This is a genomic window from Roseitranquillus sediminis, assembly GCF_016918935.1.
In the GTDB taxonomy this organism is placed as follows: Bacteria; Pseudomonadota; Alphaproteobacteria; order Rhodobacterales; family Rhodobacteraceae; genus Roseitranquillus; species Roseitranquillus sediminis.
The window spans coordinates 61318-82437 of the sequence record NZ_JAFFOB010000005.1 but is presented as its reverse complement, the minus strand read 5'-3'; the positions used below and the strand labels follow the sequence as shown (position 1 = coordinate 82437).

At 70.4% G+C, this 21120-nt stretch carries 23 protein-coding genes and 1 riboswitch; of the genes, 20 read left to right on the top strand and 3 right to left on the bottom strand.

Features of this window, described 5'->3' with window-relative positions:
- Nucleotides 1–48 precede the first annotated feature (48 nt).
- Nucleotides 49–1251 (bottom strand): MFS transporter, encoded by a 1203-nt coding sequence (locus JM664_RS00875; RefSeq protein ID WP_227418011.1) that lies wholly within the window; start codon nt 1249–1251, stop codon nt 49–51.
- A gap of 92 nt (nt 1252–1343) precedes the next feature.
- Here JM664_RS00875 and JM664_RS00870 point away from each other — a divergent pair, with 92 nt between their 5' ends.
- From JM664_RS00870 to JM664_RS00780, 19 genes are all read left to right on the top strand, one after another.
- Nucleotides 1344–1997, top strand: a complete 654-nt coding sequence (locus tag JM664_RS00870) for a DNA-3-methyladenine glycosylase family protein (protein WP_227418010.1) — start codon at nt 1344–1346, stop codon at nt 1995–1997.
- Complete coding sequence (locus JM664_RS00865) at nt 1994–2653, top strand: alpha/beta hydrolase (protein WP_227418009.1); 660 nt, start codon at nt 1994–1996, stop codon at nt 2651–2653. The genes JM664_RS00870 and JM664_RS00865 overlap by 4 nt, the downstream gene beginning before the upstream one ends.
- Nucleotides 2654–2789: 136 nt before the next feature.
- Nucleotides 2790–3374 (top strand): HNH endonuclease, encoded by a 585-nt coding sequence (locus JM664_RS00860; protein ID WP_227418008.1) that lies wholly within the window; start codon nt 2790–2792, stop codon nt 3372–3374.
- A 107-nt stretch (nt 3375–3481) separates the two neighbouring features.
- The gene (gene zwf, locus JM664_RS00855; RefSeq protein ID WP_227418007.1) at nt 3482–4933 is read left to right on the top strand and encodes a glucose-6-phosphate dehydrogenase; all 1452 of its coding nucleotides are present in this window, start codon (nt 3482–3484) and stop codon (nt 4931–4933) included.
- Entirely contained in the window at nt 4930–5601 is a 672-nt protein-coding gene (gene pgl, locus JM664_RS00850; protein ID WP_227418006.1) for a 6-phosphogluconolactonase, read from the top strand. Before zwf ends, pgl begins: the two co-directional genes overlap by 4 nt.
- A gap of 2 nt (nt 5602–5603) precedes the next feature.
- Complete coding sequence (gene pgi, locus JM664_RS00845) at nt 5604–7205, top strand: glucose-6-phosphate isomerase (RefSeq protein ID WP_227418005.1); 1602 nt, start codon at nt 5604–5606, stop codon at nt 7203–7205.
- A 157-nt stretch (nt 7206–7362) separates the two neighbouring features.
- A complete protein-coding gene (gene cheB / locus JM664_RS00840) occupies nt 7363–8391 on the top strand; it encodes a chemotaxis-specific protein-glutamate methyltransferase CheB (RefSeq protein WP_227418004.1) in 1029 nt (342 codons plus the stop codon).
- Nucleotides 8391–8915: a chemotaxis protein CheD gene (locus tag JM664_RS00835; protein ID WP_227418003.1), complete on the top strand. Its 525-nt coding sequence runs from the start codon at nt 8391–8393 to the stop codon at nt 8913–8915. The genes cheB and JM664_RS00835 overlap by 1 nt, the downstream gene beginning before the upstream one ends.
- Before the next feature lie 32 nt (nt 8916–8947).
- A riboswitch (cobalamin riboswitch) is annotated at nt 8948–9150 on the top strand.
- 133 nt (nt 9151–9283) lie between these two features.
- On the top strand, nt 9284–11206 hold the full coding sequence (locus JM664_RS00830) for a TonB-dependent receptor plug domain-containing protein (protein WP_227418002.1): 1923 nt from the start codon (nt 9284–9286) through the stop codon (nt 11204–11206).
- Entirely contained in the window at nt 11151–11996 is an 846-nt protein-coding gene (locus JM664_RS00825) for an ABC transporter substrate-binding protein (RefSeq protein ID WP_406675749.1), read from the top strand. The genes JM664_RS00830 and JM664_RS00825 overlap by 56 nt, the downstream gene beginning before the upstream one ends.
- 2 nt (nt 11997–11998) lie before the next feature.
- Complete coding sequence (locus JM664_RS00820; RefSeq protein ID WP_227418000.1) at nt 11999–12985, top strand: FecCD family ABC transporter permease; 987 nt, start codon at nt 11999–12001, stop codon at nt 12983–12985.
- Nucleotides 12982–13731, top strand: a complete 750-nt coding sequence (locus tag JM664_RS00815; protein WP_227417999.1) for an ABC transporter ATP-binding protein — start codon at nt 12982–12984, stop codon at nt 13729–13731. The genes JM664_RS00820 and JM664_RS00815 overlap by 4 nt, the downstream gene beginning before the upstream one ends.
- Before the next feature lie 83 nt (nt 13732–13814).
- Nucleotides 13815–14765, top strand: coding sequence for a metal ABC transporter solute-binding protein, Zn/Mn family (locus tag JM664_RS00810; protein ID WP_227417998.1), 951 nt, complete (start codon nt 13815–13817; stop codon nt 14763–14765).
- Nucleotides 14762–15565: a metal ABC transporter ATP-binding protein gene (locus JM664_RS00805; protein ID WP_227417997.1), complete on the top strand. Its 804-nt coding sequence runs from the start codon at nt 14762–14764 to the stop codon at nt 15563–15565. The genes JM664_RS00810 and JM664_RS00805 overlap by 4 nt, the downstream gene beginning before the upstream one ends.
- Nucleotides 15565–16770 carry a metal ABC transporter permease gene (locus tag JM664_RS00800; RefSeq protein ID WP_227417996.1) on the top strand — a complete coding sequence of 402 codons (1206 nt, stop codon included), beginning with the start codon at nt 15565–15567 and terminating at the stop codon, nt 16768–16770. The genes JM664_RS00805 and JM664_RS00800 overlap by 1 nt, the downstream gene beginning before the upstream one ends.
- Nucleotides 16767–17690 carry a metal ABC transporter permease gene (locus JM664_RS00795; RefSeq protein ID WP_227417995.1) on the top strand — a complete coding sequence of 308 codons (924 nt, stop codon included), beginning with the start codon at nt 16767–16769 and terminating at the stop codon, nt 17688–17690. Before JM664_RS00800 ends, JM664_RS00795 begins: the two co-directional genes overlap by 4 nt.
- Nucleotides 17691–17760: 70 nt before the next feature.
- Entirely contained in the window at nt 17761–17979 is a 219-nt protein-coding gene (locus JM664_RS00790) for a hypothetical protein (protein WP_227417994.1), read from the top strand.
- Nucleotides 17960–18313 carry a YbjQ family protein gene (locus JM664_RS00785; protein ID WP_227417993.1) on the top strand — a complete coding sequence of 118 codons (354 nt, stop codon included), beginning with the start codon at nt 17960–17962 and terminating at the stop codon, nt 18311–18313. Before JM664_RS00790 ends, JM664_RS00785 begins: the two co-directional genes overlap by 20 nt.
- Complete coding sequence (locus JM664_RS00780; protein ID WP_227417992.1) at nt 18270–18926, top strand: DUF1638 domain-containing protein; 657 nt, start codon at nt 18270–18272, stop codon at nt 18924–18926. Before JM664_RS00785 ends, JM664_RS00780 begins: the two co-directional genes overlap by 44 nt.
- Here JM664_RS00780 and JM664_RS00775 read toward each other — a convergent pair.
- Nucleotides 18923–19354 (bottom strand): SufE family protein, encoded by a 432-nt coding sequence (locus JM664_RS00775; protein ID WP_227417991.1) that lies wholly within the window; start codon nt 19352–19354, stop codon nt 18923–18925. The two genes, JM664_RS00780 and JM664_RS00775, sit on opposite strands and share 4 nt — an antisense overlap.
- A gap of 117 nt (nt 19355–19471) precedes the next feature.
- Between JM664_RS00775 and JM664_RS00770 the strand changes: the two genes are divergently transcribed.
- On the top strand, nt 19472–19930 hold the full coding sequence (locus tag JM664_RS00770; protein WP_227417990.1) for a hypothetical protein: 459 nt from the start codon (nt 19472–19474) through the stop codon (nt 19928–19930).
- Nucleotides 19931–19934: 4 nt separating this feature from the next.
- Here the strand turns inward: JM664_RS00770 and rnd are convergent, their stop codons facing one another.
- Nucleotides 19935–21092, bottom strand: coding sequence for a ribonuclease D (gene rnd / locus JM664_RS00765; protein WP_227417989.1), 1158 nt, complete (start codon nt 21090–21092; stop codon nt 19935–19937).
- Between the last annotated feature and the right edge of the window lie 28 nt (nt 21093–21120).

The following is a 21120-nucleotide window of genomic DNA, read 5'->3' as shown; positions in this document are numbered from 1 at the left end:
GGCATCGCGGCCCACCCATGGCCCTCTCCGGGCGGTGCCTTCGGCGGATCAGGTGCCGCGAGGTCGCAGCGCAAGCCAGACGAGCGCCCCGCCCGCGAGCGTCAGGAACGGCACCATCGCGTAGTTGACTGCCATCCAGCCCTCGACAGGCGTGCCGCCGGAGCAATTCATCAGACCGCCCGAGGCGAGCGAGGCGACGGTGACGCAACCGAAGACGATCGCGTCGTTCATGCCCTGCACGTGGCCCCGTTCTTCGGGGCGGTGCGCGCCGGCGAGCATGGTGGTGGCGCCTATGAAGCCGAAGTTCCAGCCGATGCCGAGCAGCATCAGCGCCCCGAAGAAGTTGGCGAGATCGACGCCGGCGAGGCCGACGACGCCACTGGCCGCGAGGATCGCGAGGCCGAGCGCGAGGATGCGCTCGACACCGAACCGGGCGATCAGGTGCCCGGTGAAGAACGAGGGTGCGAACATCGCCAGCACGTGCGCCGACACGACGTCGGCCGCGTCTCCCTGGCTGTAGCCGCACCCGACGACGGCGAGCGGCGTCGAGGTCATCACGAGGTTCATCAGCGCGTAGCTGACCATCGCGCAGATGATCGCGACGGCTATCCGGGGCGTGCGCAGCAGCTCGAGCCGGGTGCGCCCGAGCGGCGCGTCCGCGCTCGGCGCCGGCGGGCGCGGGATGTCCAGCGCGAAGAACAGGAGCGCACCGAAGGCGTTGATCGCGATGACGGCGAGGTAGGTGCCGAGGAACGGCACCACCAGCGCCTCGGACGTCATCTTGACGAGCTGCGGGCCGATCAGCGCGGAGACGAGGCCGCCCGCCATGACGTAGCTGATGGCCTTCGGGCGGAACGCCTCCTCGGCGGTGTCGGCGGCGGCGAAGCGGAAGAAGCCCTGCGACGACATATAGATGCCGGTCAGGAGCGAACCCGCGAGGAAGATCGGGAAGCTTGCCTGAACGAGGCCCCAGGCGCCGACGGCCGCGCCGCTCGCGCCGCCCAGGGCGCCGACCAGGAAACCGGCGCGGCGGCCGAAACGCTGCATCAGCGCCGCGAGCGGCTGCGCCGACAGCATCGATCCGAGCACGATGAGCGAGATCGGCAGCGTGGCGAAGCAAGGGTTGGTCGCGAGCGACTGCCCCGCCAGGCCGCCGATCGTGAAGATCATCGGCATCTGCGCCCCAAGAAACGCCTGCGCGGCGACGAGGACGGCGACGTTGCGCCGCGCGCGGGTGGGGGAAGCGTCCATTCCGACGCGCTAGCGCAGCCCGTGCGGCGCGGCAAGGGACGGCGCCCGGCCCGCCTTGACCACAGCCACAGCTTTCGGTTCACGTCGCGGCCATGAGCAACGCGACAGGGATCACACCGGTAGGACGGATCATCGAGACGCCCGCCTGCGTGGCGGAGGGCGCGGCGTGGCTGGCGGCCGCGGAGCCGCGCTTCGCCCGTGCGCTCGAGCGGACCGGGCCGCTGCCGCTGAGGCGGCGGCAGGATGGGTTCCGGCCGCTCCTGAGCGCGATCGTGAGCCAGCAGGTCTCGGTCGCGGCTGCCGACGCGATCTGGGCGCGACTCGAGACGGCGCGGCTGACGGGGCCGCGCGCGATCGTGGTCGCGAGCGACGAGGAGCTGCGGGCGTGCGGCCTGTCGCGGCAGAAGATCCGCTATGCCCGCGCACTGGCGCAGGCGCGGCTGCCCTATCGCAGCCTGCGCGACGCCTCGGACGAGGAGGTGGTCGCGGCGCTGGTCGAGGTGCCGGGCATCGGGCGCTGGACGGCGGAGATCTACGCGATGTTTTCGCTCGGGCGGGCCGACGTGTTCGCGCCGGCGGACCTGGCGCTGCAGGAGGCGGCGCGGCTGCTGTTCGAGCTGGAGGCGCGGCCGACGGAGCGTGAGCTGAGGGAGATGGCGGCGCCATGGTCGCCATGGCGCGCCGTTGCGGCCCGGCTGCTCTGGGCCTACTACCGCGTCGCCAAGGAGCGGGAGGGCATCAGGTGACGCGGGAACTGACGAGCGGGCGTAAGGGGCCGAAGGACGCGACGGCGGCGCTGGTCTTCGTGCACGGCTACGGCGCGGACGGGCGGGACCTGCTGTCGCTGGCCGAGCCGCTGGCGCCGCACATGCCGGGGGTGGCGTTTTACGCGCCGGATGCGCCGGAGCCCTGCACCGGCAACCCGATGGGGCGGCAGTGGTTTCCGATCCCGTGGCTCGACGGATCGACCGAGGCGGCGGCCGAGGCGAGCATGACGCGATCCGTGGCCGACCTGAACGCCTTCATTGACAAGGTGCTGGCGGACGAGGGGCTGGCGCCCGAGCGGCTGGCCCTCGTGGGTTTCAGCCAGGGGACGATGATGTCGCTGCACGTCGCGCCGCGCCGGCAGGAGCCGCTGGCCTGCGTCGTGGGCTTTTCCGGACGTCTGGTCGGGCCGGAGCGGCTGCCGGGCGAGGTGGTCTCGCGGATGCCGGTCCTGCTGCTGCACGGCGACGCCGACGAAGTGGTGCCTCCGGAGCACCTGCCCGAGGCGGCGAAGGCGCTGCAGGAGGCGGGCTTCGACGTTTCAGCCTTCGTCATGCGGGGCACCGCGCACGGCATCGCGCCCGACGGGCTGGGTGTCGCGCTGCACTTTCTTCGCGAGAAGCTCGGGCTCGGCTGAGCGTCACGCGCCTGTCACCCGTGGCAGCTACGGCAGAACCCACACGATTTCGTGGGGCTTGTCACATGAATCGCGACATATATAGTCGACTGCAGGGCGGAGGCGCCTCCGCCGGGCGCAGGCGGAGTGACGACTGATGAATGGCGACTTCAGGGCGAGCTTCGTGCGCGAGCCGCAAAGTCTGAGGCACCATCCGGCGCTGGTCCTGAACGCCGACTACCGACCGCTCAGCTATTACCCGCTATCACTCTGGCCCTGGCAGGAGGCGATCAAGGCCGCGTGGCTCGACCGGGTGCAGATCGTGGCCGAGTACGACACCTGTGTGCGAAGTCCCTCGACCTCGATCCGCATACCGTCGGTCGTCGTCCTGAGGGACTATGTAAAGCCGCAGAAGCGCGTGGCCTTCACGCGCTTCAATCTCTTCCTGCGGGACGAGTTCGCCTGCCAGTATTGCGGCAGCAAGGGAGAGCTGACCTTCGACCACGTGATCCCCCGCTCGCGCGGCGGCGTCACGAGCTGGGACAACGTCGTGGCCGCCTGCGCGACGTGCAATCTGCGCAAGGGCTCGCGCTCGCTGCGCAAGGCAGGCATGAGCCTCAGGCGCACGCCCTGCCAGCCCGGCGCGGAAGAGCTCAAGAACCAGGGCCGCAAGTTTCCGCCGAACCACCTGCACGAGACGTGGCTCGACTTCCTCTACTGGGACGCCGAGCTGCAGGCGTGAGCAGCGGGTTACGCTGCGACATCTTTCGCCGCCGTGTGGGGCGCGGCGCGCTGGACATGCCTGGCGCACGCCGCTAAGCGCGATTTCCGAGGCAGCAGGGGACGGCCATGGTCTCGCGCGTCATCCCAGTCGATTCGTTCGACCTCGTCATCTTCGGCGGGACCGGCGACCTCGCCCGCCGCAAGATCCTGCCGGCGCTGTTCCATCGTTTCGTGGCCGGGCAGATGCCGGACGGTGCGCGCGTCATCGGCGCGGCGCGGTCCGAGCTGACCGACGACGAATACCGTGACCTGGTGCGCGAGGCCTTGACCGAGTTCATTCCCGAGGATCGCCTGCCGGATGACCAGCTCAACGCGTTCATCGAGCGCATGGGCTACGTCTGCATCGATGCGACCGGCGAAGACGGCTGGGCCGACCTGAAGGGGCGGATGCGCGAGGACGTGGTCCGCGCCTTCTACTTCTCGGTCTCGCCGTCGCTCTTCGGCGCGCTGGCCGAGCGGCTGCACGAGCATGACGTGGCAGGCCCGAATGCCCGCATAGTTGTGGAGAAGCCCTTCGGCCACGACCTTGCCTCGGCCCGGTCGCTCAACGCCACGCTGCGCGAGCACTTCGACGAGGAGCAGATCTACCGGATCGACCACTACCTCGGGAAAGAGACGGTGCAGAACCTGATGGCCGTCCGGTTCGGCAACGTGCTCTTCGAGCCGCTCTGGAACAGCCAGTATGTCGATCATATCCAGATCACCGTGGCCGAGACGGTGGGTGTCGGGGGGCGCGGCAGCTACTACGACCGCTCGGGCGCGATGCGCGACATGGTGCAGAACCACCTGATGCAGCTCTTCTGCCTCATCGCGATGGAGCCGCCGAGCCGCTTCGAGCCCGACGCGGTGCGCGACGAGAAGCTCAAGGTGATCCGTGCGCTCGAGCCGGTGCAGCCGAACGAGATCGTGCGCGGCCAGTACGCCGGCGACGGCGAGCCGTCCTACCGCGACGATGTCGAGGACCCGCGCAGCCGCACCGAGAGCTTCATCGCCCTGAAGCTGCACCTTTCGAACTGGCGCTGGGCGGGGACGCCGTTCTATCTGCGTACCGGCAAGAAGCTCCGGGCGCGGACCTCGGAGATCGCGGTCGTGTTCAAGGACGCGCCGCACTCGATCTTCGGTGGCGAGACGGCGCGGCATCGCAACGTGCTGGCGATCCGGCTCCAGCCGAACGAGGGGATGACCCTGCGCGTGACGATCAAGGAGCCGGGGCCGGGGGGCATGCGGCTCGTCGATGTGCCGCTCGACATGACGTTCGCCGACGCGCTCGGCCCCGACGTGGAGGACGTGCCTGACGCCTATGAGCGGCTGGTGATGGACGTGATCCGCGGCAACCAGACCCTCTTCATGCGCGGCGACGAGGTCGAGGCGGCGTGGGCATGGACCGACCCGGTGATCGCGGCGTGGGAGGCGCGGTCGGACGTGCCGAAGCCCTACGAGCCGGGCTCGGCGGGGCCGGAGGACGCGGCTGTGATGATGCACCGCGAGGGGCGCAAGTGGCGGGAGATCAAGGCATGAACCTGATCGAGTACCCCGACCGGGACCTGATGATGATGGACCTCGCCAGCGTGCTGGCGGGCGAGCTGAACTCTTATCTCATGCGTCATGACGAGGCGTCGTTCGCAGTGCCCGGCGGCACGACGCCGGGGCCGGTCTTCGACGCGCTCTGTGCCGCGAACATCGATTGGGGCCGGGTACGGATCGTGCCGACCGACGAGCGCTGGCTGCCGGAGAGCGCGCCGCGCTCGAACGCGCGGCTGATCCGCCGGCACCTGCTGACCGAGCATGCGGCGGCCGCCACGCTGGTGCCGCTCTACGCCGAGGCGGAGCAGCCCGAGGATCGGCTCGAGGAGCTGACGGAGGCGGTGCGGCCGCTGCTGCCGCTGACGGTCTGCCTGCTGGGCATGGGCACGGACCTGCACGTGGCGTCGATCTTCCCCGGTGCCGACCGGCTGGCCGAGGCGATGGCCGACGACGCGCCGCCGCTGATGGCGATGCGTGCGCCCGGCGCGCCCGAGCCGCGGGTGACGCTGACGATGCCGGTGCTGCGCGGGGCGCTCTCGACCCACATCCTCATCACCGGGGCGGAGAAGCGCGCGGCGCTCGATCGGGCGCGGGACGCCGACCCGGCCGAGGCGCCGGTGGCGGCGCTGCTCGATGAGGCAACCGTTCATTGGGCGGAGTAGATATGGATTGTAACGCATTGAAAACGCGGTCGGAAGCGGTTCGTGATCGCCCGATCCTCGACCTCTTCGATGGCGAGCGTGCGGAGGCGTTCAGCGTCACCGTTAGTGACCTGCTCTTCGACTACTCCAAGACCAACATCGACGCCGGGACCCGCGACCTGCTCGTCGACCTCTACCGCGCATCAGGCGCAGAGGCGCGCCGCGACGCGATGTTCGGCGGCGAGAACATTAACGAGACCGAGGGGCGGGCGGTGCTGCACACCGCGCTGCGCAACCTCGACGGCGGCGCGGTCACGGTGGACGGCCGAGACGTAATGCCAGATGTGCGAGAGACGCTGGAGCGGATGGCGCGCTTCGCCGAGGACGTACGGCAGGGGCGCGTCACAGGGCAGGGCGGCGCGATCACCGACGTGGTCAACATCGGCATCGGCGGCTCGGACCTCGGGCCGGCTATGGCGACGCTGGCGCTGGCGCCCTACCACGACGGGCCGCGCTGCCACTTCGTCTCGAACGTCGACGGGGCGCATATCGCCGACACGCTGCGCGGGCTCGATCCGGCGACGACGCTGGTGATCGTCGCGTCGAAGACGTTCACGACCATCGAGACGATGACCAACGCCCGGACCGCCCGCGACTGGATGAGCGAGAAGATCGACGAGCCCGCGGCGCAGTTCGCGGCGCTCAGTTCGGCGCTCGACAAGACGGCGGCCTTCGGCATCGACGAGGCGCGGGTGTTCGGTTTCGAGGACTGGGTCGGCGGGCGCTACTCCATGTGGGGGCCGATCGGCCTCAGTCTGATGATCGGCATCGGGCCAAAGGCGTTCCGGGCGTTCCTGCGCGGGGCGCAGGCGATGGACCTGCACTTCCGTTCGGCAAAGCCGCTGGAGAACATGCCGGTCATGCTGGCGCTGGTGGGGATCTGGCACAATCAGGGCTGCGGCCATGCCACGCGGGCGGTACTGCCCTACGATCAGCGGCTGGCGCGGCTACCGGCCTATCTGCAGCAGCTCGAGATGGAATCGAACGGCAAGCGCGTGTCGATGGACGGGGCGGACCTCTCTGTCGACAGCGGGCCGATCGTCTGGGGCGAGCCGGGGACGAACGGCCAGCACGCCTTCTACCAGCTCATCCATCAGGGCACCCGGATCGTCCCCTGCGAGTTCATGGTGGCGGCCGAGGGGCACGAGCCGGAGCTGGCGCACCAGCACAGGCTTCTCGTGGCCAACTGCCTCGCGCAGTCCGAGGCGCTGCTGCGCGGGCGCAGCCTCGACGAGGCCCGCGAGATCGTTCGCGGCAAGTTCGAGGGGGACGAACTGGAGCGACAGGCGCGCCACCGCGTCTTCCCCGGCAGCCGTCCCTCGACAACCCTAGTCTACCCGAAGCTCACGCCAGAGGTTCTGGGCATGATCGTCACGCTCTACGAACATCGGGTCTTCGTCGAAGGTGCGATGCTCGGCATCAACTCCTTCGACCAATGGGGCGTCGAACTTGGAAAGGAGCTTGCCGGAGCGCTCGAACCCGTGCTTTCGGGCGAAAAGGGCACCGAGGGCAAGGACGGTTCGACCGCGATGCTGGTCGACTTCGTCCGGCGCCACGGCGGCTGAGGCGGCTCAACCGAATCTTCACCGCTCTGCCCGACGGTCCGCCTCCGACGGCGGTCTGGAGAATCCGCAGCGTTCCGTCTCGCGAAAGCGACCGGATGTCCCGGCAGCAGTCCGATGACGCACGCGCTCGCGGTCATATCTCCTGAGGATCATTATCTTGGCTCCGACCCGCGTCCTTGTCGTCGACGACAGCCGAACCATTCGCCAGATCGTGCGGGCCATCCTGTCGCGCGACCCGTTTCTCGAGGTCGTGGGCGAGGCGGCCGACCCCTACGAGGCGCGCGCCGCGATCAAGGCGCTCAACCCGGACGTCATCACGCTCGACGTGGAGATGCCGCGAATGGACGGGCTGGAGTTTCTTGGCCACCTGATGCGGCTCAGGCCGATGCCGGTGGTGATGGTGTCCTCGCTGACGCAGAAGGGCAGCGCGGCGGCGGTCCGGGCGCTGTCGCTCGGCGCGATCGAGTGCGTCGACCGCGAGGAGATCCGCAAGGACGTCAACGGCGGCACGCGGCTCTGCTCCATCGTGCGGATGGCCGCGCGCGCGACCGTCTCGCGCCGCGCCGAGACCGCGGCGTTGCCGAGCGCAGAGAATTATGACTGGAACGGCCGGATCCTGATGATCGGCAGCTCGACCGGTGGGGTCGACGCGCTGGAGCGCATCTTTCGCCGGTTTCCAGAGAACTGTCCGCCGACGCTTGTGTCGCAGCACATGCCGCCCGCCTTTCTTGCAAGCTTCGCCGACCGCATGAACGAGGCGTTCCGCCCGCGGATCAAGATCGCCGAGGCGGGCGAGCGGCTGGAGCAGGGCAAGATCCTGATGGCACCCGGCGGCCGGCACCACCTGCGGATCGCCGGGCGCCTGACGCCGGTCGTGGACCTCTCAGAGGGCGATGGCACGGACCTGCATGTCCCTTCGGTCGGCGTGATGTTCGACTCGGCGCTTCACCGCGCGGCCGATGTCGTGGCCGCGATCCTGACCGGCATGGGCCGGGACGGGGCCGAAGCGATGCTGCGTCTGCGCCAGGCCGGCGCGACCACACTGGCCCAGAGCGGCCACACCGCTGTCGTGGACGGGATGCCCCGCGTCGCCCGTGAGATCGGCGCGGCCGGACGTGTGGTGGACCTCGACCACATCGCGCAGGCGCTCCTGTCGGCCTGCGGCCGCGAGTTGACCGCTGCCTGATGCCAGGCTCGGGCGCAGAGGCGCATGAGTTCGTGCAGGTGCGGCAAGGGGCACACGCGCTTGGGCGTGGCCCGGACGATGTGGTCGGCGCGATCCTCGGCTCCTGCGTCGCCGCCTGCATCTGGGACCCGCTGGCGCACGTCGGGGGGATGAACCACATCCTGCTGCCGGGTCGGACCGTTAGCGGTTACGTCTTCGACGGACACGGCGCCTGCAGCATGGAGCGACTGATCAACGCCCTGCTCAAGGAGGGCGCAAGCCGCGGTCGCCTGCGGGCAAAGGTCTTCGGCGGCGCCACGATGGTGCCGGGGCTGGGCGACATCGGCGCGCGCAATGCGGCGTTTCTCGAGGCCTACCTCCGGCGCGAGGGCATTCCGTGCGACGGCGGCAGCCTTGGCGGAAATCGCGCGCGGATGGTGCGCTTCTGGCCCTACACCGGCCGCGCGCGCCAGCGTCTGGTGGACCGGGTGGGCGAGGTGGTGGCGCCACCGAAGCCTCCGGGCAACGGTGTGGAACTCTTCTGACCGCCGCCGCTTGACGGGATCCAGCCGTTGCACGACCAAGAACCTGCTTCGGTTCGGGCGTCACGGCGTCCGATGAAAAGGGAACGTGGTGAGTCCGGCGCTCGGGCGAATCCGCGGCTGCCCCCGCAACTGTGAGCGGCGAGCGAGGTCGACGATGCCACTGGGGACGCCCCCGGGAAGGCCGGCCGAGCGACGATCCGCGAGCCAGGAGACCTGCCGAGGCGCTCACCCTGTCCGGACGCGGGGCGCGTCGCGGGCTGCGGAGGCTCCGCTCGTGGTGATCTCGCGCCGATGGCGGGTCTTGCGGTCCTCTGCCGGCATTATCGTGACAGGCGGGCGCTCGCCCCGCCGGAAGCCGGGGGCAAGTCTTGAGACGCCACGCCATCATCGCCGCGACTGTCGCAGCAACCGCCACTTCCGCCGGAGCCCAGGTCTCCGACGGGATCGTGCGCATCGGCGGCCTGACACCGATCGGCGCCGAGAGCTACGGCCGCGCCTATTCCGTCGTGACGGCCGAGGAAATTGCGGAGCGCCAGTACACGCACGTCGCCGACGTGCTGCGTTCGCTGCCGGGCGTCACGGTCAGCCGGGCCGGAACCGTCGGTGGTCTGACCGCCGTGCGCATCCGGGGCGCGGAGGGCAACCATACCATGGTCCTCGTGGACGGGGTCCCGCTCGAGGCGCCGGAGACGGGCGAGTACGACTTCGGCGGCCTGCTCGCTGCGAACGTCGAGCGGATCGAGGTGCTGCGCGGGCCGCAATCGTCGCTCTACGGCGCGAATGCGATCGGCGGCGTCATCTCGATCACCACGCGGCAGGCAACAGAGCCGGGAACGGGCGGCACCGCTTCTGCCGAGGTCGGTTCGGACGACACCCGCGCGGCCAGCGCCTCGGTCCGGCTCCGCACCGCGCGCTCACGCGTCAGCCTCGGCGTTGCGCGGCGCGAGACCGGGGGCTTCGACGTCTCGGGCGATCCGGATGGTGAGGATGACGAGAACCGCATCAACATGACCGACTTCCGCGGCGCCTACGACGTGACCGAGACCACCACGGCCTACCTCACGTTTCTGCACGCCACCCGACGCGGCGACTACGACCCGGAAACCTTCGGCGCGCCGAACCGGGACGCGCTGGTGACGGACGATAATTTCGTGCGCGAGCGCGACGAGGTGCTGGGCTCGATCGGGCTGACGTCCGAGTTCTTCGGCGGGCGGCTGGCGACGGAGGCGCGGCTCGGCTTCGTCGAGTTCGACGACCGCAACTACGAGGACGGCCACCAGACCACCGCGACCGCCAGCCGCCGCCGCACCGCACTGCTGCAGGGCACCTGGGCGCTCGACGCGCCCTATGTCGGTGCGGCGGACCATACGCTGACCTTCGCTCTCGACTATGACTACGAGACGTTCCGCGCGGTCGAGCCCGACCTGGTCTTCGACCCGTCGCAGCTCGAGAAGCGGCAGCGCGACACCGTCGGCGCGGTTGTCGAGTACCGGGGCGCGCTGCCGTCGGGCCTCGATCTGCAGTTGGGGCTGCGCCACGACGAGAACTCGGGCTTCGAGGACGCGACGATCTGGAGCGTCGGCGCATCCTATCCGCTGGCGGACGGGCTGACGCGGATCCACGCCTCGGCGGGAACCGGCGTGCAGAAGCCCACGCTGCTCGATCAGTTCGGCTTCTTTCCCGGCCAGTTCGTCGGCAACCCCGACCTCGAGTCCGAGCAGAGCATCGGCTTCGACATCGGGATCGAGCGCCGCTTCGGGCGGGGCGTCATCGACGTCACCTACTTCCGGCAGGTGCTGACCGACGAAATTGCGACGGTCTACGACCCGGTGACTTTCCTCTCGACGGCGGTCAACGAGGACGGCGAGAGCGACCGGCAGGGCGTCGAGGTAGCGGCGAGCTATGCCCTGAATGAGCGTGTCGATCTCGGCCTCGCCTACACCTGGCTCGACGCGAGCGATCCCGATGGCGGGCAGGAGGTGAGGCGGCCCGAGCATCATCTTGCGGTCGAGGCGACCTACCTCCTGCCGAACGACCGCACGGAGCTGACGCTGGGCGTCGAGCATGTCTCCGGGCTGGTCGACTTCGACTTCACGGCGCCCTCCTTCGGCCAGGACCGTGTCTCGCTCGACGACTACACCCTCGTCGACGTCGCGGCGCGTCACCACCTGACGGAGCGGGTCGACCTGACGGCGCGGGTCGAGAACCTGTTCGATGCCGAGCATGAAGAGGTCTATGGCTATGACAGCAAGGGCCGCACGGCGTATCTGGGCGTGGCTGCGCGCTTCTAGCGCGGCGCTCGCCCTCGCCGCCGCGCCAGTCGCGGCGGCGCCGGAGCGCGTGGTGTCCATGAACCTCTGCACCGACCAGCTCGCGCTGATGCTGGCGGCGCCTGGACAGCTGCTGTCGGTGTCGGCGCTGTCGCAGGATCCGCGCTCGTCGGCGATGGCCGAGGCGGCGCGGCGGCTGCCGGCCAACCACGGCCGCGCCGAGGAGGTGTTCCTGATGCGCCCCGACCTCGTGCTGGCCGGCAGCTACACCACGCCCGCGACCCGATCGATGCTGAGCCGTCTCGGCATCCGCGTCGAGACGCTGCCGCCGGCGGCCTCGCTCGACGAAGTTCGTTCGAACCTCCGCACCGTGGGACGCCTGCTGGGGCGCGAAGTGGAGGCGGAGGCGATGGTGGCAGAGTTCGATGCTGACCTCGCGGCCCTCGCGCCCGCCGAGGGGGAGCGCCCGGACGCGGCGCTCTACCAGGCGCAGGGCTATGCCTCGGGACCTGAGACGCTGGCGGGAGAGATTCTTGCGGCGGCGGGCTTCGACAACGCGGCCGCTGCGGCGGGCGTGTCGGGCGGTGCTTTCCTGCCGCTCGAGGTGCTGGTCACGCTGGCGCCGGACCTCGTGGTGAGCGGTGGGCGGCAGCCGGGCGCGTCGCGGGCGGAGGAGGTGCTGGACCATCCGGCACTGCGTGCGTTGCACCGGTCGGAGGCGCCGATGGGCAGCGACTGGGTCTGCGGAACGCCGCACGTCCTCGCAGCAGTGGAGCGGCTGTCGGGCGAGCGCCGCGCGCTTGCGCACTGACTATGCCGGCTCCGGCGCTGAACGCTGCGCTTCTGTCGCTGACGGGCGCGTTGCTGCTGGCCTCGCTCCTGATCGGACCGGCCGGCATCGCGCCGGGTACCGCGCTGCTGGCACTGGTGCAGGACCAGGGGGCGACGACGCTCGTCATGCGAGAGATCCGGCTGCCGCGGGCGCTGCTCGGGGTCTGCGTCGGCGCGAGCCTCGGGCTTGGCGGCGCGGCAATGCAGGGCTACCTGCGAAATCCGCTGGCCGAGCCAGGGCTGCTCGGCGTGTCGTCCTCCGCCGCGCTGGGGGCGGTGCTGGCGATCCAGACCGGTCTCGCCGCCGCTTTCGCCCCCGCGCTGCCGCTTGCCGCCCTCGCGGGCGCCGCACTGTCGGGCGCAGCCATCCTGCTGCTCGCCGGCCCGCGGGGGCCGTCGCTGACGCTGATCCTGGCGGGTATCGCCATCAGCGCGCTGGCGGGGGCGCTGACCTCGCTGGTGCTCAACCTTTCGCCGAATCCGTTCGCCGCGACGGAGATCGTGTTCTGGATGCTGGGCTCGCTGGCGGACCGGTCCTTCTCCCACCTGTGGCTGGCGCTGCCCTTCATGGCGGCGGGAGCGCTGCTGCTCCTGCGGCTCGGTCCGGCGCTCGATGCCCTGACGCTGGGCGAGGATGCGGCGGCGACGATGGGGGTGCGGCTCCTGCGGTTGCGGCTCTCCGTCGTGGCCGGGGTGGCGGCGATGGTCGGTGCGGCGACGGCGGTGGCGGGAACGGTCGGCTTTGTCGGCCTTGTGGTCCCGCATCTGCTGCGGCCCCTCGTCGGGGCGCGGCCGTCGCGGCTGCTGCCGGCCTCGGCGCTGGGCGGGGCGGCGATGGTGCTTGCGGCCGACGTCGCGGTGCGGCTGATCCTGCCGGAGCGCGACCTGAAGCTCGGCGTGCTGACCGCGCTGGTCGGGGCGCCGGTGTTCCTGCACCTGATCTACGCGACGCGGCGGCGACTTGGATGACGCTGATGACGCTCGAGCGGTTGGGCGTGCGGCTTGGCGGGCGGCCCGTCGTCGAGGAGGTCGACCTGCGCGTCGGTCCGGGCGAGCTGGTGGGCCTGATCGGGCCGAACGGGGCGGGCAAGACCAGTCTGATGCGGGCGGCGCTGGGTCTATTGCCCTTCAACGGATCGAGCGACCTCGCCGCGCTCTCGCCCGCGGACCGCGCCCGCCGCGTCGCCTGGATGCCTCAGTCCCGCGAGATCGCCTGGCCGGTGTCGGTCGAGACGCTGGTGTCGTTTGGCCGCCTGCCGCACGGCCCGGCGGGGCTGCCGGCGGACCGGATGGCGGTCGAGGCGGCGCTGGAGCGGATGGAACTGGGACCGCTGCGCCACCGCCCGGCGACGGACATCTCGGGCGGCGAACGGGCTTGCGCGCTCTTTGCGCGGGCGCTGGCGCAGGACACGCCGCTTCTTCTGGCCGACGAGCCGGCGGCGGGCCTTGATCCGGCGCATCAGGTGGGACTGATGCGCCTGCTGAGCGAGCTGACCGGCGAGGGGCGCGGCATTCTCGTCTCGATGCACGACCTCGGGCTGGCGCTCAGGCACTGCACGCGCCTCGTCCTGCTCGACCACGGGCGCAAGGCCGCGGACGGTGTGCCGCGCGACGTGCTGACTGCGGAGCTCCTCAGCCGCGTGTTCGGCGTGCGGGCGCATCTCTCCGAGACCGAGGATGGCCCGATCTTCCAGGTGCTCGACACGCTCCGCTGAAATTGCGAGGCATTCGCAACTTGCTTGAATGTTGAGAATCGTTCGCATATGCTCCTGCACGTGAGCCATTTGGAGCCGAAAGAATGTTGAGCCGTATTGCGATTCTCTGCGCCCTGATCCTGTGGGTTGCGCTGCCGGCGCGGGCGCAGGCGCCGCTGCAAGTGGTGACCACGACCGGCATGATTGCCGACGCCGCGCGAGAGGTCGGTGGCGAGCATGTCGAAGTCCGCTCGCTGATGGGGCCGGGCGTGGATCCGCATTCCTATCGCCAGACCCGAAGCGACATTGCCGCACTGACCCGTGCCGATCTCGTGCTCTGGCACGGCCTCTATCTCGAGGCGCAGATGGAGGAGCTGCTGGAGAAGCTGGCCGAGCGCCAGCCGGTGGTCGCCGTCGCCGAAGCCCTGCCGCGCGAGCGGCTGCTGAGCTATGGCACCTACGAGGGGCGGTGGGATCCGCACGTCTGGATGGATCCCGAGCTCTGGGGCGAGGTCGTGCTTTCCGTGCGCGACGCGCTGAGTGACGCGCGGCCGGAAGCGGCGGAGGACTTCGGTCGCAACGCCGATGTCTATCGGGAGAAGCTGACGGCGCTGGACGGCTATGCGGCCGAGGTGACCGCGACCGTGCCTGAGGGTCGACGTGTGCTGGTGACGGCCCACGACGCCTTCAGCTATTTCGGCGACGCCTACGACGTGGAGGTACTGGGGATCCAGGGGATCTCGACCGAGAGCGAAGCGGGCCTCGCCCGCATTGGCGAGCTGGTCGACCTGCTCGTCGAGCGCGACATCGGCGCCGTCTTCGTCGAATCCTCGGTGTCCGATCGCAACGTGCGCGCATTGGCGGAAGGTGCGGCGGCGCAGGGGCACGAGGTGCGGATTGGCGGCGAGCTCTATTCCGACGCGATGGGCGAGCCTGGCACCTATGAGGGGACTTATCTTGGCATGATCGACCACAACGTCACGACAATCGTTCGTGCACTCGGCGGCGAGGTGCCGTCGCGGGGCATGAACGGCCTGCTGGAGGCCGGGGCATGAAGGCGATCAAGCTTGCGGCATCCGAGGGGCGTGCTGTCCATCCCGCCGGCGAGGGTGCGCTGGTCGTGCGCGGCCTCACGGTCTCCTACGGCGAGGCGCCGGCGGTCTTCTCGGCGGACCTGACGGTGCCGGAGGGGTCGATGACCGCCATCGTCGGCCCGAACGGCGCCGGCAAGTCGACGCTGCTCAAGGCGGCGCTGGGTGTGACACCGCGCCTCTCGGGGCAGGCGCACTTCTTCGGCGAGCCTCTGGGGCAGGTGCGACGGCGGGTGGCCTACGTGCCGCAGCGCGCTTCGGTTGACTGGGACTTTCCGACGCGGGTGCTCGACGTGGTGCTGATGGGCCTCTGGCGCGATCTCGGACTGCTGCGTCCGGTCCGGGCGCGGCACCGTCAAGCGGCACTTGACGCGCTCGCCCGCGTCGGCATGGCGGATTTGTCCGACCGCCAGATCGGCCAGCTCTCGGGCGGTCAGCAGCAGCGGGTGTTCCTTGCGCGGTCGCTGGCGCAGGGGGCGGACCTCTACCTGCTCGACGAGCCCTTCGCGGGCGTCGACGCCGCGACCGAGCGGGCCATCATCGACGTCCTCAAGGCGCTGCGGGACGAGGGGCGGACCGTCGTTGCCGTGCACCACGACCTCTCGACCGTCGCCGACTACTTCGACCGAGTCGCGCTGATGAACGTCCGGGTCATCACCGAGGGGCCGGTGGCGGACGCCTTCACGCGCGAGGCGCTGCAGGAGGCCTATGGCGGCCGCCTCGCCACCGTGCAGATCGACCAGCTGAGGCTCGGGGCGACCTGATGCTGTGGGAGGCGCTCACGCTTCAGGCGGGCTACAACGCCGCGCTCGTCGCCGTGGGCGCGGGCCTGCTTGGCACGGCGGCGGGGGCGGCGGGAACGTTCCTCTTCCTGCGCAAGCGGGCGCTCGTCTCGGATGCGATCAGCCACGCGACGCTGCCGGGCGTGGCTCTGGCCTTCATGGTGATGGTCGCATTCGGGGGCGACGGGCGCTGGCTGCCGGGCCTGCTGCTGGGCTCGGCGCTCTCGGCGGGGCTTGGCCTGCTGGCGGTGCAGTGGATCTCCGATCGGACCCGCCTCAACGAGGATGCGGCCATCGGCGCGATCCTCTCGAGCTTCTTCGGGCTCGGCGTGGTGCTGCTGACGGTCATCCAGACCATGTCCTCCGGTCGGCAGGCGGGGATCGAGGACTTCCTCCTCGGTGCGACGGCGGGCATGCTGATGAGCGAGGCCACGACCATCGCCGTAGGCGGTGGGCTGGCGGTGGCGGCAACGCTCCTGCTGCGGCGGCCGATGACGGTGGTCGCCTTCGATCCAGGCTACGCGGCGGCGAGCGGTATCGACGTGCGCCGCATCGACCTGGCGACGATGGCCCTGGTGCTCGCAGTCACCATCATCGGGCTCAAGGTGGTCGGCCTGATCCTAATCGTTGCGCTGCTCATCATCCCGCCAGTCGCCGCGCGCTTCTGGTCCGAGCGGGCGGGACATGTCGCGACGATCGCGGGCGTCATCGGAGGCGTCTCTGGCTATCTCGGCGCCGCCATATCGGCCTCGGCGCCCGATCTGCCGACGGGGCCGATCGTGGTGCTGGTTGCCTTTGCGGTCTTCTGCCTGTCGCTCGCCTTCGCGCCGGGGCGGGGCGTGCTGGCGGCCTTCCTGCGGCACCGGCGGTTCCAGCGGCGAGTGCATCTGCGGCAGGGTCTCCTGGCGCTGGCGCAGGGGCAGCCGGTGCTGGAGCGTTACACGCTCCGCCTCCTGGCCCGCGCCGGACTCGCCCGCGGCGACGGCGTGCCGACCGAGGCGGGGCGCGCGCAGGCGGCGCGCGCGCTGAGGGACGAGGCGCGCTGGTCCGAAGCGCGGAAGCTCCATGCCCACGAGACGGCCGCCGGGCGCTATGACGGGCTGACCCCTATCGAGGCCGTGCTGACCCCGGACGAAATACGCGAACTTGACCGCCGCATCGGCGCGCCGCATGCGGTGACGCCATGAGCGACTTCGTCGTCCTGTCCCTCGTGCCGATGGGGATCGGCGCGTTCGCGGCCGTCGCCTGCGCGTTGCCGGGCAACTTCCTGATCCTGAGGCGGCAGGCGCTGATCGGCGACGCGATCAGCCACGTCGTGCTGCCGGGCATCGTCGCCGCGTTCCTCGTCACCGGCACGGTCGCGGCGTTGCCGATGCTGGCGGGCGCGGCGGGCGCGGCGGTGGTCGCGGTCCTCTTGATCGAGGCGATCCGGCGGCTGGGGCGGATCGAGCCCGGCGCCGCCATGGGAGTGGTCTTCACGGCGATGTTCGCGGGCGGCGTCCTGTTGCTGGAGCGGAGCGACACGTCGTCGGTGCACCTCGATGTGGAGCATGCGCTCTACGGCAATCTCGAAAGCCTGATCTGGCTCGACGCCACCGGCTGGAGCTCGCTCCTCGATTCTGAGGCGCTGGTGGGGCTGCCGCCGGAGCTGCTGCGCACGGCGGTGGCCTGCGGGGCGATGATCCTCTTCGTCGCGCTGCTCTGGCGACCGCTCAAGATCTCGACCTTTGACGAGGGCTATGCCCGCTCGCTCGGGGTTCGCACCGTGCCGCTGGGCCTCGCGCTGGTGGTGGCCGCGGCGGTGGCGGCCGTGGCCGCGTTCGATGCGGTGGGTTCGATCCTCGTGATCGCGATGTTCATCTGCCCGCCCGCCACCGCGCGCCTGATGACCAACAGGCTCGAGCGGCAGGTGCTGCTCTCGGCAGTGATCGCCGCCGTGGCGGCCTTGGCGGGCTACGTCTTCGCCGGCTACGGGCCGCTCTGGCTCGGCCGGGCCGACGCGGTTAGCGCGGCGGGCATGATCGCCACCATCTCGGGCCTGATGCTGGGCGTCGCTTGCGTCGCCGCACCGCATCGCAGGCGCGCGGGCGAGCCTGCCGCCGGCTGACCCCTCGCCGAGGAGCGTCGGCGTGACCATCTCTGGCGGGACAGCTATGGTGCGGGCAAGGAGGTGCAGTATGCCGCTCGACAAGTTCGTCCTGATCTTGGTCCTCGTGATCGTCGGCGCCGGCATCACCGTGTGGCTCGGCGCGCTGCTGACGGCCTCGGCGTACGCGCCCGGCATCGCGGCGGGGTCGGCGATGGTGATCCTGCCGCTCGCCTACGTGGTCGTGCGCATCGCCGCCGACCGGGTGAGAAACCGCGAGGACCAGCGCTATGACCGAATCGAGAAGTGACGTGCTGGTCGTGACCACGGACGGCGTGCCTGGGCGCGAGGTGGCCGAGGTGCTGGGCCTCGTCCGCGGCTCGACCGTGCGAGCGAAGCACGTCGGCTCGGACATCGTCGCGTCGCTCCGCAACATCGTGGGCGGCGAGATCCGCGAATACGCCGCCCTGCTCGGCGGCGCGCGCGAGCAGGCGATCGACCGGATGGTCGAGGAGGCGGCGCGGCTTGGCGCGGACGCGGTAGTGGCGGTCAGGCTTGAGACATCCACGATCCAGCACCGCGCGTCAGAGGTGCTTTGTTATGGAACCGCGGTGCGGCTGGTGTCTCGTGCAGCCGGCGGATGACGCCACGCTGACGCGCGCGGGGCTGGCGCCCGACGGGCAGGGGCGCCTCTTGCTGATCGCGTGCGGGGCGCTGGCGCGCGAGATCCTCGCGCTGCGCGACGCGAACGGCTGGAGCCACCTGGACCTCACCTGCCTGCCAGCGATCCTGCACAACCGGCCCGAGCGGATCGCGCCGGCGGTCGAGGCGGCGGTGGCGCGGTACCGCGACGCCTACGATGATATCTTCGTCGTCTACGGCGATTGCGGCACGGGCGGCCAGCTCGAGGCGACGTGCGCGCGGCTGGGCGTGCGGATGATGCCGGGGCCGCATTGCTACGCCTTCATCGAGGGCGTCGATGCCTTCGCGACGCGGGACGAGGCGACGGCGTTCTACCTCACAAACTTCCTCGTGCGGCAGTTCGACGCCTTCGTCTGGCGGCCGCTCGGGCTCGACCGTCACCCCGAGCTGCGAGACCTCTATTTCGGCAATTACGAACGGCTGGTCTATCAGGCCCAGACGGACGACCCGGAGCTCGACGCGCTGGCGCGGGGCCATGCGGCGCGGCTGGGACTGTCCTATGAGCGGCGCTTCACCGGCTACGGCGACCTCGCCCCGGCGCTGGCGAGGCTCTAGGCGGCGGCCTCGGCGGAGGCGGCGATGGCGCGTACCCGTTCGACCATCGCGCGCAGACCGTTCGAGCGCTGCGACGACAGGTGATCGTGGAGACCGAGACGCTCGAGCTCCGCCGAGGCGTCGACCGCCAGCGCCTCGCGCGCCGTCAGTCCGTCGTAGAGCGCAATCAGCACGGCGATCAGGCCGCGCACGATCATCGCGTCGCTGTCTCCGCGGAAGCCGATGCGTGCCGCCGCGCCCTGACCGTCGATCTCGGGCACTAGCCAGACCTGGCTCGCGCACCCTTCCACCTTGGTGGCGGGCACGCGGAGGCCCTCGTCGAGCGGCTCCATCGCCCGGCCGAGGTCGATGACGTAGCGATAGCGGTCCTCCCAGTCCCCCAGGAACTCGAAGGTCTCGGCGATCTCTTCGAAGGCTTGAGTGGCCATGCGCGTCTCCTCGGCCTCCGAGCTAAGTCCGGCGCTCCGGCATGTCCAGAGCGGACGGCTTTTCAAGCCGCGGCGTTTCGGCTAGGTCCGGTGCGACGAGGGAGCCGGGGACGGGGAATGAAGCGGCGCAATTTCATCGCTTTGGCAGGTTTCGGCGCGGTCGCCGGTTGCGCGAGGATCGGCCGCTCGCGGCTGAACCCGGTGAACTGGTTTGGCCGTGCCGAGCGGGTCGAGACCGTGGCGGCGCCCGTGCAGGGGGTCAGCGACCCGCGGCCGCTGGTGCCGCAGGTGACGAACCTGACGGTGGAGCGCAACCCAGGGGGCGCCATCGTGCGCGCCACGGGCCTGCCGCCGGTTCAGGGCTGGCACGGTGCCGCGCTGGTGCCGGTGCCGAATGCGGGGCAGGGGGTGCTGGCGTATCAGTTCCGCGCGCTGCCGCCGGCGGGGCCGACTCGTGTGTCGACGGAACGGTCGCGCGAACTGGTGGTCGCTGTCTTCCTGACGGACCAGGCGCTGGCCGGCGTGCGCGAGATCCAAGTCTCTGGGGCGACGAACGCTCTCGCCGCGCGCCGCTGACGCCTCAGAGATCCACCACGACGACGGACGAGCCCTTGGCGGCGAGCGCGATCGCGCCGTCGCAGAGGCGCAGCGCGTCGTTGCCGAAGACCTCGCGCCGCCAGCCGTGGAGCGCGTGCACGTCCCGCTCCCCCGCCGAGATGGCGTCGAGCTCGGCCGAGGTGGCAACCAGCTTCTGCGCCACGCCGACCTTCTCGGACTTGGCCTTGAGCAGGACGCGCAGCAGGTCGGCAAGCGCCGGGTTGACCTGCATCTTCTCGCGGCTGCGATCGACCTCGGGATAGTCCTCCGGTCGGTAGGCGAGGCCGCGTGCAACCGCCGCCAGGATGCCGTCGGCGATGTCGCCGCGCCGCGCCTCGCGCAGCAGGAGCCGCGACCGCGCGAGATCCTCGGCGGTGCGCGGCTTGGTCGAGGCCAGCTCGAGCAGCGCGTCGTCCTTGAACACACGGCTGCGCGGCAGATTGGCGTCGCGGGCATAGCGCTCGCGGAATTCCGCCAGCTCCTTGACCAGGGCCATGAACTTGCCCGAGTTGTTGCGCGTCTTGACCCGCTGCCACGCCTCTTCGGGGTGGATCACGTAGGTGGCGGGGTTCGTGAGGACCGACAGCTCCTCGTTGACCCAGGCGGTGCGGCCGGTGCGCTCCAGCTCGTCCGAGAGGTGCTCGTAGATCACCCGCAGGTGCGTCACGTCGGCCAGCGCATAGGCCTTCTGCGCCTCGCTCAGCGGGCGCCGCGACCAGTCGGTGAAGCGCGAGGTCTTGTCGAGGTTCTCGCGCGCGATCCGCTTGACCAGCGTCTCGTAGCCCGCCTGCTCGCCAAAGCCGCAGACCATCGCCGCCACCTGGGTGTCGAAGAGCGGGGTCGGGATCACGCCGCCTTCGACGAAAAAGATCTCGAGGTCCTGGCGCGCGGCGTGGAACACCTTGACCGTGCTCTTGTCTCGGAAGAGGTCGTAGAGCGGCGCGAGCGACATCTCGCCCTCGAGCGGGTCCACCAGCACCGCCGCGCCCTCGTCCTCGCCCGGCACCGCCAGCTGCAGCAGGCAGAGCTTGGCGTAGTAGGTCCGCTCACGCAAAAATTCGGTGTCGACGGTGACATAGGGGGCTTGGCGGGCACGGTCGCAGAAGGCGGCGAGTTCTTCCGTCGTGGTGATGGTGATCAAGTCTCTGCGTCCCCGGCTCTTTGCGCGT